Origin of the sequence: Agrobacterium sp. 719_389 (assembly GCF_900188475.1) — a bacterium.
Lineage (GTDB): Bacteria > Pseudomonadota > Alphaproteobacteria > Rhizobiales > Rhizobiaceae > Agrobacterium > Agrobacterium radiobacter.
On the sequence record NZ_FYEM01000001.1, the window covers coordinates 392,251 to 407,447 of the forward strand.

11 protein-coding genes are annotated in these 15,197 nt (G+C 56.4%); 6 read left to right on the forward strand and 5 right to left on the reverse strand.

Annotation, left to right across the window (positions count from 1 at the left end; translation table 11 throughout):
- Positions 1-329 precede the first annotated feature (329 nt).
- Positions 330-692, forward strand: coding sequence for a hypothetical protein (locus CFB10_RS01975; RefSeq protein ID WP_026364117.1), 363 nt, complete (start codon positions 330-332; stop codon positions 690-692).
- Between the two features lie 210 nt (positions 693-902).
- On the opposite strand, the gene CFB10_RS01980 is transcribed toward CFB10_RS01975, so the two are convergent.
- The gene (locus CFB10_RS01980) at positions 903-1,931 is read right to left on the reverse strand and encodes a hypothetical protein (RefSeq protein WP_020012627.1); all 1,029 of its coding nucleotides are present in this window, start codon (positions 1,929-1,931) and stop codon (positions 903-905) included.
- Positions 1,932-2,396: 465 nt separating this feature from the next.
- Between CFB10_RS01980 and CFB10_RS01985 the strand changes: the two genes are divergently transcribed.
- Positions 2,397-2,858 (forward strand): hypothetical protein, encoded by a 462-nt coding sequence (locus tag CFB10_RS01985; RefSeq protein ID WP_020012628.1) that lies wholly within the window; start codon positions 2,397-2,399, stop codon positions 2,856-2,858.
- Between the two features lies 1 nt (position 2,859).
- Entirely contained in the window at positions 2,860-3,891 is a 1,032-nt protein-coding gene (locus tag CFB10_RS01990) for a serine/threonine-protein kinase (RefSeq protein WP_020012629.1), read from the forward strand.
- Positions 3,892-4,420: 529 nt separating this feature from the next.
- On the opposite strand, the gene CFB10_RS01995 is transcribed toward CFB10_RS01990, so the two are convergent.
- A complete protein-coding gene (locus tag CFB10_RS01995; RefSeq protein WP_020012630.1) occupies positions 4,421-8,134 on the reverse strand; it encodes a hypothetical protein in 3,714 nt (1,237 codons plus the stop codon).
- Between the two features lie 262 nt (positions 8,135-8,396).
- Here CFB10_RS01995 and CFB10_RS02000 point away from each other — a divergent pair, with 262 nt between their 5' ends.
- Entirely contained in the window at positions 8,397-10,085 is a 1,689-nt protein-coding gene (locus CFB10_RS02000; RefSeq protein ID WP_020012631.1) for a flagellin, read from the forward strand.
- A 7-nt stretch (positions 10,086-10,092) separates the two neighbouring features.
- On the opposite strand, the gene CFB10_RS02005 is transcribed toward CFB10_RS02000, so the two are convergent.
- Complete coding sequence (locus tag CFB10_RS02005) at positions 10,093-10,665, reverse strand: recombinase family protein (protein WP_026364118.1); 573 nt, start codon at positions 10,663-10,665, stop codon at positions 10,093-10,095.
- Between the two features lie 204 nt (positions 10,666-10,869).
- Between CFB10_RS02005 and CFB10_RS02010 the strand changes: the two genes are divergently transcribed.
- Positions 10,870-11,559: a response regulator transcription factor gene (locus CFB10_RS02010; protein ID WP_170940889.1), complete on the forward strand. Its 690-nt coding sequence runs from the start codon at positions 10,870-10,872 to the stop codon at positions 11,557-11,559.
- Between the two features lie 21 nt (positions 11,560-11,580).
- Here CFB10_RS02010 and CFB10_RS02015 read toward each other — a convergent pair whose 3' ends face one another.
- Both CFB10_RS02015 and CFB10_RS02020 read right to left on the reverse strand, forming a co-directional pair.
- Positions 11,581-11,916, reverse strand: coding sequence for a hypothetical protein (locus tag CFB10_RS02015; protein WP_020012635.1), 336 nt, complete (start codon positions 11,914-11,916; stop codon positions 11,581-11,583).
- Between the two features lie 6 nt (positions 11,917-11,922).
- Positions 11,923-12,522 (reverse strand): hypothetical protein, encoded by a 600-nt coding sequence (locus CFB10_RS02020; protein ID WP_020012636.1) that lies wholly within the window; start codon positions 12,520-12,522, stop codon positions 11,923-11,925.
- Positions 12,523-13,143: 621 nt separating this feature from the next.
- Here CFB10_RS02020 and CFB10_RS02025 point away from each other — a divergent pair.
- Positions 13,144-15,135 carry a ShlB/FhaC/HecB family hemolysin secretion/activation protein gene (locus CFB10_RS02025; RefSeq protein ID WP_244559839.1) on the forward strand — a complete coding sequence of 664 codons (1,992 nt, stop codon included), beginning with the start codon at positions 13,144-13,146 and terminating at the stop codon, positions 15,133-15,135.
- Positions 15,136-15,197 lie beyond the last annotated feature (62 nt).

The window sequence follows — 15,197 nt, forward strand, 5'->3', positions numbered from 1 at the left end:
TTCCAGTTGTTCATGGGCGAGCACCATTCCGTTGATCAACTGCTCGAAGGCGTTGCGGCTATCGGGCCGGAGATTATAGCCCTGCCGATAAAGACGGGATACATCCTGCAGTGCCGTCTTCTTCCGTCGGGCACCGCCGTTCTCGTACTTCAGAAAGGCCGTAAGCGTTGTCTTGCTTACACCTTGCCGTAGCCACCCGCTACTCGGCAGCCCGGTGCCATTGACGGGAGTTCAGGCCATTCATGCGCACCAGCAGGAAGTGAGAGCCCAAACTATATGGTAATGCGTCTCCTGAGTGTAATATGGTCGAACCTGCAGGAGGAAGAGCATTGTCTGAGGCGTGGCGTGATCTGACCCATAGCGAACGTCAACTTATTGAGCTGTTACTGGCAAAAGGGTTTCCTGGAGCGGAAGCTCTGCGCAGCCAGTTGGACACAGCGAAAGTGTCAGCTATCGACGCAGAAGGTAGCCTGCAGTTTAGGGTGTCGGGTCCACTCGCCAGTGTACAACAGCGGGTTCCCACAGAGGGATATTACTTCGATACGGAAGGTGTGGATTATCGTCCTGCCGTAAATGTCCTTCTGCATGTTGTAGAGGGTAAGCTTCATGAGCTGGAAGTTTATAAGGATGATGGGTCAGCAATTGAGACATCGCTTAATGCAGTGGACATAAGCCGCTTCCATCTCCCATAAGTGTTTTGGTTCAAGGGACGAGAAGCGCCTGTGTAGGCTTAGCTGAGCTTGGGCGCGGCCTTGTAATTCCACGGCAGAAGCTTATTGTTGATTGCCACTGAGAACTGATGGAGTGGATGCCCCCTCCATCAGTTCTCAGTGGCAATCAACAAAGACACCAAGTGCAGTCCACTTCAGGGTCATCTGAATCTCTCCTGGCGTTGCCCGCCGCTACCCAATCCCGGCACTATGTCTGCAATACGCAGCCAAGAAATTTCGCGCGACGACATCCGCCAGACAGAATTTATCAACGGTTGATCCGCCAGTTAACCATTCTCGGAAAGCATCCGGCCTATCTCGACCGGGATGGCTGAGATTGCTCGAACGAAATCGATATAGATTTATGGCCTGATCCTTCACATCATCGGATATCCGTAAGATTGAAGATACCGTTGCGATCGACGGCAGCATGTTTATGAGACCTATCTTCCGGAGTTCGGTCGACGCTTCACGGATCGCTTCCGGCTTGTTGGCGCGCTTGGAAAAACTCTCCGCAAAGCCTGCTGCAAACTGACGTTCTTCCTGCCGGATGCTGTCCGCTCGGTCTTTGCGCACCGAGGTCATCACGCCATTGACGATCGCCTCGACGCAGAGAACGTAATGCTGGAGGATCGAACGCTGAAGCGGTTTCGCCCCTGCAGTGCTCTGTAGCTGCCAGGCCGTCAGCAGATGGATGTAGGCGTTTTCGGCAACTGAGTCCTTGTCGATCTCCGAGAATAGCGCCCGTACTTCCGTCAAATCGGCTTCAAACAACGGGTCCGGCTCTTCAAACATCGCTATGGTAGCCGACTGCGACCAAGCCGTGATCTCTTGTTGCTCCCCTACTCGTCGCAGACGGCGAAGCTCGGCGTGATACCTCCTGCCAGGAATCGAAAGGCTCAGTGACAGAAGCAGCCGGTCAGCTATCCGCTGTGCGGTGTCGGAAGCTTCGTCGGCATTAGATGCTTGGACATCGATCTGGAGGCGGTGCCGACTTTGCACCTCATCCCGCGGAGGATAGCAGACGACTTGGGAGTCTAAAGAAGCCTCCATCTTCATCACAGGTGGCCGAACCTTTTTCGAGTCTTCGAAGGCGGCATCCGATAGAGGAGCCAGGACGATGCGATCCGAAAATCTGAACTCGTCAGCAGGGAGCTTTGGTCCTGTGATGATCCACCAAGTTTGCCATTGATCCGCAACTGCTGAGGACTGAGATCGCATGGTGATACTCCAGATTGAACCAATCCATCGATAGCTGATCCGGAAGCCTTTTCAACACGTCGTTAGGACAACGTTGTGGAAATGACCAAATTGGACAGTCAGTACGAATCGGGGGGGCAGCGAGCATCGTTGCACCGCAGGAATAACGGCTTGGTCTCGGCACCTGATCCTCCGATGAAAAAATCATTATTGGCTCAAACAACCCGCCGGTGACCGCTTTTGGCAAGATGTCAGTGTGGGTCGGCAAAATGCCGTGCGGACGACGGGAGATTACCCAATGATTTCAGAGGAGCTTAGGCACGGTGTGGGTGCGTATAACACCTATCGCCTCGCCGGTTCCTTGCTACTCGCTCCTTGACCGAATCGTCTCGGTCGTCAACTATCCCGCTAGTTTCAATCATCTAAAGCACCATGCGTTTGCCGACACAGTTCGATATCCGGGTGCCGTGAAGGACTCGGAAAACAGTGACGGACAGGTGGCTGGGTGTGCATGTCTCGGGTGACGGACTGATCGTAGTCGACGCCGAGGTTCCTGATGACGGCCCCATCGTCATCGTGGCGGACGAATCCTGGAAGCTAGAAAAGGGTGATCGCCCCCAGGCCTTTCAGACGATATACAAGCGCCTTTCGGACTATGTCCGGGACAAGGGCATAGTGAAGGCGGTTATCAAGGAGAGCGCCGCGAACGCGCGCGGCATGGGCCTTGCGCATCTCCAGGCAGCGGAGCTACGTGGTGTCGCCATATGCGCTCTCGCCTGCGGTTGCCCGGTCGAGCAGGTTTCAAAGGCCCGCGTCAGCAAAGGTTTCGGAAAGCGCAAGGCCGACGACTATCTGAAGGACAACGACTACTGGAAGGAAAACCTCGACGGAGTCGCCATGCGCAGCGGCAGCCGCGAGGCGGCTCTCCTGATACTGGCGACCCGCTGACATGAGCGAGTTCTCCTCCAATCTTAAGATCGGGCCCAAGCTCGGCAACGGCCATTTCGGCGACGTTCACTTGGGAAGCGACGACATTCACGAGCAGCTCGCCATCAAGGTAATCCGCCCGAAGGACACCGACACTCCCGAGAAGTGGGAGGAGCGCAAGGAGAACCTCGTGAAGGAGGGCGCCAACCTGAAGAAGGCGACCCACGACAACGTCGTCCAGGTCTACTACGTCAACCGCTCGACGACCGAAGACGCTATATACCTGGCAATGGAGCTGTGCGAGCGGGGTTCCCTTCAGAAGCCTTACGAGGCTGGGCCGATGTCCTCGACCGAGGTTCATCGTGTGGCAACGCACATCTGCCATGGCCTCGGCTCCCTGCATGATCGCGAGATGCTCCACCGCGACCTCAAGCCGGGCAATATTCTTGTCACCAAGAACGGCACCGTGAAGCTCGGCGACTTCGGCCTCGTCACCGATGACATGGTGCTGGGCTACGCCGAACTCGGCTACTCGTACACCGATCACCTAGCACCGGAATCGCATGAGACGGGACTGTCCAGCAAGAAAACCGACTTCTGGGCGCTCGGGATGACGCTCTACCGCCTTCTTCATGGAGACGAATGGTACAGGCAGAGTCCCCTTCCCCGGTTCAGCGTGGCGGACGGCGGCTACGCCGACAGGCTGACGTGGCTTCCCCATATCTCCGGCAGATGGCGGCGCCTCATCCGGGCGATGCTCGTGGACGACAGCGCGACGCGTCTGGCGACAAGCCGACGAGCATTGGATGCGCTTGCCGATATTGCAGGAGAAGCTGCGTGGGACTGCGCCCTCAACGGCGACGATGTCCGCTGGACCCGGGAGATCAAAGGCCGCAGGATTGAGGTTGATCTCGTCAGGCACGGCAAGCTGTGGAGCTGGACGGCTGTCAGCCATCCCCTTGGCAAAGGCGCGAAAAAGACTTTGGGAAGTTCTGGCGGCCCCGTGGCCAAGAGCCTGGCCGACAGCCAACTTAGGAAGTATTTCGGAGGCTAGCGCGGCTAGATGAGCGTTTCAGATACCTGCCCGAGGCGACGATTTCGTCCCTTGTCACTGGGCGTGCCTTGAAGACCGCAGCCGCAATTGCTCTCCTGTCGCCGCTGCAGTTGTTGCAGAATCTGTCAGCCGAGAAGTCTCCCCCGTCGCGCTCGTGCGAGCTGCCGCAGTGCTTGCAGGTCTTGAAGAGAATCGCGGTCGCCATAGGTGCCTTCCCGTTACATTATCGAACATAATGCGAACAAGTAAACAGTCAATCAAGATCGCCGTTGCATCTCACGGACGACATTGCGCTTCTGGGAGCATGAACAGGTCGAGTACATCCTTGATAAGATAGCCTCGACCGTCCAAAATCTCCGAGCCGCCGCAATCTCATCTTGAGGACGAGCGCGCGCTGTAACACATGAAGGGGGCGTCGTGACAGTTCGAAACTGTCGATCGCGACGTAATTCCGCCATTATGTAGCAGTTGCCACCAAAATTTTGCTTGACGCAAACCTCCGCCGATTTGCTCTTCTCGCGGTGTCCTTTCAGTGGGCAGAGCGGAAAAATGGTTCCAGTTGGTCATATGTCAGAAGTGTTACCGAATGCCCGATCCGCTCTGCCGCGAAACTCATCGGTACCGTGTGTGCGAACACAAGAGCGCCGTCGATAGCAATCCCGCTTAGATTCAAGTGAGCGCGGAACGCGTCTTTATGTTCAGTAGCGAGAGCAACCCGCTTGAGATGTTTGGCCAGCAAGTCTGGTCGACCTTTTTCATCCATTTGGCCCCGGAATTTCGATAGCTGCTTTGCTATCTCACTAGGTGTCTTGGCAAATTGCAGATCCTTGCACTCCAGGAGCATGACACGGCCATCTTCATGCCAAGCCAGCACATCAATGTCGCCAGGATCCTCAGAAAGAGCTTTGCCAAGCACGTGAGGAAATTTGACACCGCGGCGAGCGTTCCATCCAAGTTCTTCGAGACGCATGACTACTCGCTCCTCAAATTCGGCAGCCTCCTTGGCGACAATGTGTTCTCGCCAACGCTTCATTTCCTTTGAAGTGAGGGTGCCAAGATCAAATTGCCCCTGATAGTAATTATGGAGCATGATAGCAAAAGCGTCCCGGATCATGCCTGGAGCAATAACGACGTCCGCGTTCGATGCCGGCTCCAATCGTAAAATCGGGCGACGTGCGACGGAAAGCCGTCGGCGAAATCGCCAAGGCTGTCTGTCCTGGTCAGCAAACGGCGGAGAAACGTTCTTCCATGCCAGACGAGGTACCAACTCGAGAGCAGAAATGAACGCCTCCGCGTTTCCGATGTGCTGGTCCAGATAGTCTATGACATCGTCTCTCGGTAGGATTTCGTAAGCTAGTCCTTTCTCATACAGGCGGTTCTCCAAGGCCTCCAACGCGGTGCGAAAGTCGACCAGAGATACCCCCAGCTCGGCCTCCCATGCTTTCAGAAATCCAGATTCAACATGGACAGAGATGTCGGTAGGCGATAATTCCGGGTCACGGAGCAAGTTCGTGTACTGCTCGCGGTGTCTGTGGAGTTGCAACGTAGCGAACGACCGTCCGACTGGCTCGACGACTGCGTCAAAGAAACTGGTGTCAATTTGCACTTCCCCAGCCGGAGAAATGCGTACTTCCGGCTTCATGCCCTCGTAGTGGATGGCATCGGAATAGCCACCCAGGTGATGGATCATCATGGCTTGCGCCATCAGCCGCGACAGATCAATATCTGCGAGTTCATATCCGCTGCCAGCAGGGCACTCGCATATTGCCGCTTCGAGAATAATCCGGCTCGCCAGATCGGTACCATTGGCCTTCACAAGCCGTTCAAAAATCTCCTCGCGGGTTTCCTGGGGATCGGACGCAAGGCCTAGGATGGCGGTAGAAGTCCGCTCCCATCTTCTCTTGTCGAGAATTGACGCTTCCCGATTGGCGACGACACGTTCAATCAGCGCATGCCTTTCGAAGTGTGAAAGATCCGTGCAGAACATTTCCTCTGCAGCGACGGTGATGGCATTCAACGCCCGAGTACATTCGCCCCGTTCCCGCAGCGTGCCTCCAGGACGCGGCACACCATGCCAGCCAAGTCCGAGTCGTATGGCGGCATCATCGAACGCGGATATGTCTACGCCGCTTCTGTCGATCGAATGACGAACGTGATCCCTCAGGTCTTGAGGAGCAAACGCATGCAGTTGGCGTGCATGTGGTGATGGTACGATCCTGACCACAAGGTCACCGATATCAGGCGCAGGCGCGCTTGAAAACTGCACCGCTTCCCGCACCAAGGCTTGCACGAGTGCGGTTTCGGAAATGTTTTCGGCGTGCGAAAGGCCGTAGAAAAATGCCGGGCCGATTTCAGTAGTCACCACCTTTCTTGTCCGGTCATGCGACGCGCCGATCGAAGCGTGAATTTCTTCCGCGGAGGGAGGGCAAATGTCCTCTGATTTCATTTGTGGCCAAGCAGAGGTGACGAGCCGCCACGTCATTGTGTCCGGCAGTTCTGGGAAAGCCTGGTCAAGCACTGGGGCGATTCGCTCCATCCAGACCGTCTGCATTTCGAATATGGGGTAGAGCTGGACAGGCTCGCCCCCTCTGGGAACCGTTTCGAGCCACCAACTTCGAGCTTTGGACTTCCAAACCGCGCGAAAACGACCGCGGCTCGCATCGGAATAGGAAACATAAATCCTTTGCGCTTTCTCCGGTGACCGTTTCCCTCCATCCTTCCGGCGCACTACCACTATCTCGCCATCAGGAGCGACGACGGCCTGTTCATCGAATCTCGCGTGATGCTGCACCCGTAGATCCAGATGCGCGTTGGTTGGCACGATCAGGGTGGCGTTTTCCGCTCCATCCGGTAATGCCTCGTGAGGTAGCACGTGACCCCTGTTCCCATAGGCGAATCCAATGCGAGCCAGAATCCCGTTGATGGCCATCAATGGGAACCCCTTGGAGGCAGCGTCAATTTCGGCGAGCAGGAACTTGAAAAGTTCAGCAATATCGAAGTCGTGCCTCCATCCGAGCACTTCAAGATCGTACCCACTGATACCTTCAACTAACCAACCTGCCGGCCCCTTTAATTCGAGTAGTTGTCCTCTTCCAAAACCGCACAGGACCACTAGGGAAAGTCCCAATTTGAATCCAGGCTTCTCCCTACATTCCGTAGCTGTTTCCCGGAGGGCCCCAGCAAGCTCGGCGGATAGCGCATGGGCATCAGGATTCGGCCGGTCGAATCCTGTTTCGCTGAAATTCGCGAAGCCGTCAGCTACCAAGACAAGATGAAACCAGTAGCCAGGCTGGAACTCGACAGCTCTCGAGGGAATGACATTCGCGCCCGGCTTGATCTCGGTCGGAGGAATATCGATTGTTGAAATGGCTGGGTTGAGCGACAACTGGTTGGTCTGTGACTGCAGGAGCCCCATATGCAGGGCGTTAGCGGTTCCTGCTTCAATACAATTTTCAATTACTGCGCGTCGAATAGCCAGTCCGACAGCGGAAGGAAGGGCTACGACAATCGCGTCTTCAAAATGAATCAGCGGGCATCGCTCCAGAGAACTGTTGCCGTGAAGCCCGATGCCGACCTGTCGATCAGAAGGAGATAGGAAGAATCTACCAAGAGCGACGGGGTTTCCACCCAATCCGGATATTTCAGAATCTGTGAAAGTAACGCGCTTGGCCAACGTTTTCAGCGTCGGCACCAACTCCAAAGGGAGAGTTGGCAGCTTGTATTCGGAACCACGTACGAATGCACTGAGGCCTGCACGGGAGCAAACCTGATCCGAAAGCAGCAGCAGGGTCCGACACGCCTCACGAAGCACCGCGTAGAATGCGATATCAGGCATCGTTTCCAGTACATTCAACATATGTTGGAGATGATGGCAGTTCGCCTCAGCGAGTCCTTCCAAGACGAGATAATTGCGTCCTTCAAAGTTCACTCTGCCTACGAATACGTCTTCCGCAGCATCTTCCATAAAAGAAACTGCTTGGCCAACCTGTATGAACCATCGAGAGGCATCCTGCTTCGTTGGCTTCTTTTTTCCGGAGGCGTTTGAAACAACGAGATGGCTGATGGCTTCGAGGCGCACTGTATTCGCTTGGAGATGAGGAACCGTCAGCAATCCACCTACGGCGGCAATGCTTGATTTTGCGTGATACTGGCGGAAATCAGCAGCCAATGCTTGGGCGCTTCTTTCCGAGCTGTCGGCTAGCATCTTCTGTGCGTCAAATAGGCTTTCGGGAATCTCAAGCATTCGTGCTAACAACCCCTCAATGAATGCAGTCAGCGATATTGTATCGCAAAGCGACATTCCCGCTATGGATGTCGTTGCGGTAGTCACAGGAAACAATCTTCGCTCGGGCGGATTATCATTGCTTCCAATAAAACGGGTAGTTTCCCCCTGCGATTTTGCCGCATTCGTTAACGCCATCCGAACATGGTTCTGACGGCGGGGTTGCCGCGCACGGGTTCATGACGATGCCGATTTAAACCGATCCATTTTCAGCGGCATCATCATGACGAGTATCCTGACGAACACATCGGCGACGATGGCACTGGCCACGTTGCGAACCATCAACGGCCAGTTGGACCTAAACCAGGCCATGGTTTCGTCCGGTTACAGGATCAGCACTGCCACCGACAATGCCGCGTACTGGTCTATTTCGACGACCATGCGGTCGGATGCCAGTGCGATGTCGGCGGCCCAGGACGCGATGGCCTTCGGAGCGGCGAAAATCGACACGACCTATGCCGGCATCGAGGCCACAATCGGGGTTGTCGATGCGTTCAAGTCAAGGATCGTCGCCGCCATGGAATCCGGGATCGACAGGACGAAGGTCCAGGGAGAACTCGAACAGCTCAAGCAGCAGGCGACGTCGATCGCGACATCTGCGAGCTTCAGCGGCCAGAACTGGCTCAACACCGACATTGCCAACATCTACGACCAGCCGGACAGCAGCACTACCCTCACGACAGGATTCGTCCGCCAAGGGTCGTCGGTGAGAGTCACCACCACGGATGTTGATATTGCAGAGCTGTCCCTGTTTAACAGCACAGGCGGCGGCATACTCCAGAAGGACGACCGCAGTCCAGGAACGATTGGTGGCCTGCGCAACACCGACACCTTCACCTACGGCGGCGGAGCAATCCAGAGCTTCAACTTCGACGGCCCACTCGTCTTCACCGACGACTCGACCGCCATAACCTTCCAAATAATCCTCGATGCCGACGACCCGTCTACGACGACAGCTCCGGGAAGCGGAACGACGGTCAATGTCACGCTCAACCGGACGCTCATGGATCAGGTTTATCCCACACTAGACGGCGTGATTTCTACGCGAGATCAGTTCGCATGGCTGATGCGCGAGGCAATCATTCCTCTCGGCGCGCAGTTCGCGAGCCGCAGCGGAACGACCGACGGCTACGCCCTCCTGTCCCTCGAGACCTCCGGACTGACGGGATCATCCATCCAGGTACTCAATGTCTCCTCGACGCTGGCGGACGGGAAGACTGGCGGCCTTGCGGCGACCGGAACGAACTATGGCTCGCGCCCATCGGTCGTGAGCTACTGGGACGAGCCCTTCACCGTCCACAGCACCGCACAGATCTATGTGCCCATCAGGATCAACGGCACGACGACTACCGTCGAGATCAACCGGGCGACGGTGGACCAGGCTCTGGGAACGACGACGGGGGACGTGACCTCCGACGACGACCTCGTAGCCGTCCTCAACACTGCGATGCAGGCGCAGAATGTCGGCGTGACGGTGACGAATGCGGGAGGGTACATCCTCTACGAAGTGGACGAGACCATCAACAAGGCATCAGGAAGCAAGACCTCCATCGGTATAGGCCCTGCCTACGACGGCTTTGGCGACCTTCCCAACTTCGGCCTCCTCGACGTCGACATCACAACGCCCGGCGCAAACCTCGACTACTATCTCACGGGGATCGAGGCGATGCTCACAAAGCTCACGGGAGCCGGCTCCGTTCTCGGATCGCTCGAGAAGCGCAACTCCATGCAGGCTGACTTCCTCGACAATCTGATGGACTCGATCGAACGGGGAGTATCGCGCCTCATCGACGCTGACATGGAGGAGGTTTCGGCGCGCATGAATGCCTTGCAAACGCAACAGCAGCTCGCCATCCAGAGCCTTCACATTGCCAACTCCCAACCTCAGGCTCTTCTCAGCCTGTTCCGGTAGAGCTGCTTCAGGCGAACCTTGCCAGCTCCAGACGCTCGATCCCCCTGGCCACTGTTCTCGGATGGACGTTGTATCGACGGGCGACATCTTGGACTGATGATCCCGAATCGATCGCGGTCCGGATTTCAAAGCATTGCGCCTCGGTCAGCGCTGGTCGTCGCCCCGGATACTTTCCACGGGCCTTCGCCGCCTCGATGCCCGCGATCGTTCTTTCCCGGATCAACGACTTCTCGAATTCGGCAAGCGCTGCGAGGATATGGAAGATCAGCTTTCCGCCCGCCGAAGAGGTGTCGATGTTTTCCGTGAGAGAAAGGAAGCCTATGCCGCGCCGCCCCAGTTTCTCGATTACGGAAATCAGATGTTGGATGGACCTTCCCAGACGATCCAATCGCCAGACGACAAGCACGTCACCTTTCCGAAGCGTCTTCATCATCGCGGACAGGCCACATCTCGCGTCCTGGGTTCCGGAAACACCGTGATCCTCGAAGACTTTGGCGCAGCCCGCATTCCGAAGGGCGTTTCTCTGCAAATCCAGGTGCTGGTCTGCCGTCGATACTCTCGCATATCCAATCCTCGCCATGAATCCTTCCAAATCCATCCTGCGTCCCAGACCGGCTTGACAGAAACGAACGGATTCGCGGAACTGGCGGACGGGGATGCAGGAAAAGCATTATAGGCAACATTCACAGGGGTTTACGCATGGAACAAAAGAACTCCCTGCGTCGTGACAAAACCGTTCGGTTCTGTCCCTTCATGCTGTTCGTGTTGCCACCGGATGCCGACGATGAAGCGGCCGGCGACCTTCAAGCAGATTTCCCGGCTTCTCATGGATTCGTGGATTTCCAGTCCCGATGGGCTTGTCGATCCTAAAGGTATCCATGGTCCCTTCCATGGAATGCTCCGGGCCAACATGGTGCTGCTTGTGGTCGATACCCGGTCGGAGAAACCCGAAGAATTTCATCTCGATTTCATCAAGGGCTACGACCTGCCGACTGGATTTGCCAGCCTGCACCTCTTGCAGCGTCCAAGCTCATTCTCCGACTTCCCGGACCAGCACTACCTGCAGGGAATCGTGGTTCCGGCCTATGTCGACGCCGCCAAACGACAGCGCCCGGCGATGGGGCGCATCGTAACACGGACCCTCGACATGCACGTAGCTTATGACCGAATCATCCTGCCACAGAAGAATTCGGCTGGCCGGAGTTCCTGGTGCATCGGACTACTCGACATACGCTTCCTGCTGCCGACAGGACCACGGGCCGCCGGACTGGACGATGCCGACCTCGGTATCGTTCAACTGCTGGTCGAAGGTGCATCGACGAGGGAGATCGCCGATGTCATGAGCCTGTCGGCACGAACGATCGAGCACAGGATCGAACGACTAAAATCCGCCTTCGGCGCCAGGAATATCGCTCACCTCGTCGGATTGTCGATCTCCTCGGGCATTCCGGACATCAGCAAACGGGACGATTGATCCGCCTGCCGGCTATCCTGTTCAGGAGCCAGCAGGCATCCGATCGCGATAATCCTCGCACCACGAGAACCGCCTGTATCCACCAATCAATCTGTCCAGAAACGACGCTTCGAAGTAGTCCAGGCAAACAACCTGAAAACTATCCTCCTGGGTGGCTTTCTCTATGCGGGCGACGCGCTCCTTTTCCCGTTCCAGACGAGACGTATGCGCTGACCAGGAGGCCCACATCGGAGCACCAACCGTGCTCAAAACAGTGAATGCAAGGATCACAGCGGACGCCAGAATGGAAATGCCCATGAAGCCACCGAAGAGCGTGACGATGGCCCGATGTGCGGCGTTTCTGTCAAACTTCGCCATCTCCGTTCACACCGTCTTCAGTTCGCGGCCGGCGAATTTCTGACCGACGCGAGAACGCTCAAGCTCTTCCCGCACCGCCAGCGAATCCTTTCGAATACGAGCCGGATTGGAATGATGTATGGCGAGGAAATAGAACAGGAATCCTGGGACGATCAGCACCAGCCATGCGGCGAGCGTGGTGCCGAATATGTAGCTCACTGGAAGTCCGACGAAAATCCAACCGAGCAGATACGCAATGGGCAGGATGCCTATCGCGACCAGTCTCTGCTTGAGCACGTCCATCGTCCGGACAAGCGAGAAGTAGTTGTTGCCACGGACTTCGCTTTCAGTAGCAACGATATGGAATACCGATTTCTTCCATCCCTGGATTCGTCGGAAATAGAACGTGGCAGTGTTGCCGATCTCAATCTCGGCGTCGATCTTCTCATTGGTGGTAACGCGCTCGAACTTTAGAAGCGCGCCATTCGTGTCCTCTATGACGATGTATGCGTAGTGCCACACGTCATCGATATCGTCCACGCCGTTACGTCCGAGGAATGCCCTGCCGTTATATTCCTTCACCGCTCCGGTGATTCTGATGATGTTCGGGTTGTCTTGAATGGACATACGAGTCTCCCTGCAGGTTTTCGGGAGACGTTGGCTGTTTCGGATTAAGGGAGTTACCTGTTTGGCAGGGGGAAACTACCCGATCTCCGGCTGGAAAGGTGGATTTCTGGCCCCGAGCGCCTGGCTCTTTCCGGCTTCAGCGAAAATAGGGTCAGGCCTGCGAGCCCGCGGCCCCTCCCCGATCGCCCCTAGAAAACACACGCAAAGGTCGTTCATCCTCGCCCTTACTGGCCGGGAAAATCAAAAAATCTGTCCCGGGTTCGCTGCGTCTGGTGCCCATGCCGGCATTCGGGGCAGATCACAAACAATCATATATGACTTTTTGCATTTTACCCCGTGACCAATCCAACTGCGGGCAACCGGCTGCCTGCTCAACTTCGGTCGGAAAAATAAAACCAGCGATGGCAAACACTTAACTATAATTCTGACGTGAAGTATCGCCCCTTGAATCCACTCTGGCCAGCACCGTGCGAGCTTCGATATCAACGAAATCCAACGAATAACTGATGCAAATTGGTAACTCAATTCTCATTCTTTTGATAAACGCGCCAGAGTTGTCTTGCAAAATACCCTCTATTGATTAATGCGTCGCATTGGGCAACATGGGGTTGAAGTTTATTGATGACCAGATATCTGGCCAGAGCGCGATTTGTCGTTCCGGCAGCTACCAAATCATCTACATCAGGTCGTTTCAGCAGGAAGGTGGTCGGTGGTATCGCACCGACGTCACCCGCATTGCGAAACCCGGTCGTCGTTCTCTGCGCAGCTCTTTGCCTTGCTCCACAAACGGCATTGTCACGGGATGATCTCAAAGGGCGGCCACCGGCAGAGGCAAACGCAGGCCAGGCAGATCCAGGTGTTGCCGCATCGCAGGAGCCTGCCCTGACGATCCAGACATTTGCGGGTCCCGCATCTGATAATACGACGTCCGGTGCTTCACCATGTTTTCCGGTAGACACGATCCGCATCGAAGGCGGCCACGAACTCATTGGCAGCGAAGCTGTGGAGGACGTGACAAGACCCTTCGCATCGTCCTGCCAGAGCAATGAAAGCGTCGGCGGATTGCTCAAGGCGGTAAACGGTCTTTTTGCCGACAAGGGTTTTGCCACGACGCAGGCCTGGTTGCCGGAGCAAGACATTGCCGCCAGCAGAACGCTGGTCCTGCGCGTTGTGCCCGGGCGGATCGATGCGGTCGTCTACAAGGAGGAGCAGCAGCCTTATAAGGCGTTCTTTCCCCGCATGGCCGAACTAAGTGGCAACGTTGCACGGTCCTCGTCCATTTCCGAGTTCGTGCAGCAGGCAGATGCCTGGTGGGAGGGCCTTGATGACGATCTCGAACGCCTGACCTTGCTGCCGCCATCCGCCCGGATCGCGATGACTGGCACAATTGCCAAAGACGATGTCCTGCATGTCGATCGCCTGCAGGACACACTCGATAGCCTCAACAGGGTTCCTTCGAACAAGGCAAAGGCGGAGCTTGTTCCGGGCAAGAGGCCGGCGACCTCCGACGTGCAGATCACGAACCGCGTCAATGATGCCTTCAGGCTCTACGGCGGCTACGACACGGAATCCATCGAAGGCGTTGACAAGTTGCGCTTCGGGATCACGGCGGAAAAAGACAATCTCATCGGCATCAACGACATGTGGGGGCTGACGCTTAAAAGCGGCGTCGAGACCAACGAACTGAGTGGCGATTTTGCGGTTCCCGTCGGACGCGCCACAATGAGGCTGAAGGGCGACTGGTCCGAAAACATGATCGACCTCGGCCCGCTTTCCGAACTGTTCATGACGACCTGGAACGTCAGCGCAGGTGCCGACTGGATCGTTCATTCATCGCGCACGGAGCGGCTGGTTGCCGATTTCACGGTCGCGCATCGTGAACAGAACCGCTATATCAACGGCGTTGGGCTGATGGACCAGCGCGTTTCTCCGCTTCAGGCAGGCCTGACTTACAGCCGCTTTTTCGAACGCGCCAACGTGTCGGCCCGGATCGGTGCCAGCCAGGGGCTGTCTATCTTCAATGCGCGCGAAGATGCCGACGATATCGACGCCTCCATACCTCACAGCCAGTTCACAAAGCTGGATGCATCTCTTTCGGGGTCTTATGTCTTTCCCGGGCGCGCCTCCGTTTCGTCCAGCCTGTCCACACAATGGGCGGCAACCGCGCTTTATTCCGACGACCAGATGACGATCGGCTCGCGCAGTTCGGTGCGCGGATTTTCCAATGGAAGCTTCAAGGCTGACCGGGGCGCGGTGTGGCGCAACGAGGTCGCATTCGCGATGCCGGTCGATTTGCTGTTGGGGAAAGCCGGATCAGGCCCGCAGCCGGACAGCCAGAGCCCAGTGCAAATACCCGCCCCATCGTCGGAATGGGCGCGAACGACCCTCTCCCGTCTCAACCCTTATCTCTTTCTCGACGCAGGACTAGGCCGCGACGTTGCCAATGAAGTCACCGGATACCGGGTCGGCAGTGGTGTGGGCCTGCGATATGGCGGCCCAAGGCTTTCTTTCGATGTCGGCTACGCCTGGCGAGTTGCCGAAGACAGCCGAAGCCGGCGCGTGAGCGAGGAAAAGGGTGAGTTGTTCATGACACTGCGTTTGAAGGTTTTTTGAGCCATGCCGTTTTTGTTCGATCCTCCCTCAAGAGATGCTGGCGATAATCACCTCACGTTCGG

What these genes read in the sequence shown, in the direction of transcription:
- CFB10_RS01980 (WP_020012627.1), bottom strand. Translation starts at nt 1,931, where the DNA reads ATGCGATCTCAGTCCTCAGCAGTTGCGGATCAATGGCAAACTTGGTGG.
- CFB10_RS01990 (WP_020012629.1), top strand. Translation starts at nt 2,860, where the DNA reads ATGAGCGAGTTCTCCTCCAATCTTAAGATCGGGCCCAAGCTCGGCAAC.
- CFB10_RS01995 (WP_020012630.1), bottom strand. Translation starts at nt 8,134, where the DNA reads ATGCTTGAGATTCCCGAAAGCCTATTTGACGCACAGAAGATGCTAGCC.
- CFB10_RS02000 (WP_020012631.1), top strand. Translation starts at nt 8,397, where the DNA reads ATGACGAGTATCCTGACGAACACATCGGCGACGATGGCACTGGCCACG.
- CFB10_RS02005 (WP_026364118.1), bottom strand. Translation starts at nt 10,665, where the DNA reads ATGGCGAGGATTGGATATGCGAGAGTATCGACGGCAGACCAGCACCTG.
- CFB10_RS02010 (WP_170940889.1), top strand. Translation starts at nt 10,870, where the DNA reads ATGAAGCGGCCGGCGACCTTCAAGCAGATTTCCCGGCTTCTCATGGAT.
- CFB10_RS02015 (WP_020012635.1), bottom strand. Translation starts at nt 11,916, where the DNA reads ATGGCGAAGTTTGACAGAAACGCCGCACATCGGGCCATCGTCACGCTC.
- CFB10_RS02020 (WP_020012636.1), bottom strand. Translation starts at nt 12,522, where the DNA reads ATGTCCATTCAAGACAACCCGAACATCATCAGAATCACCGGAGCGGTG.
- CFB10_RS02025 (WP_244559839.1), top strand. Translation starts at nt 13,144, where the DNA reads ATGACCAGATATCTGGCCAGAGCGCGATTTGTCGTTCCGGCAGCTACC.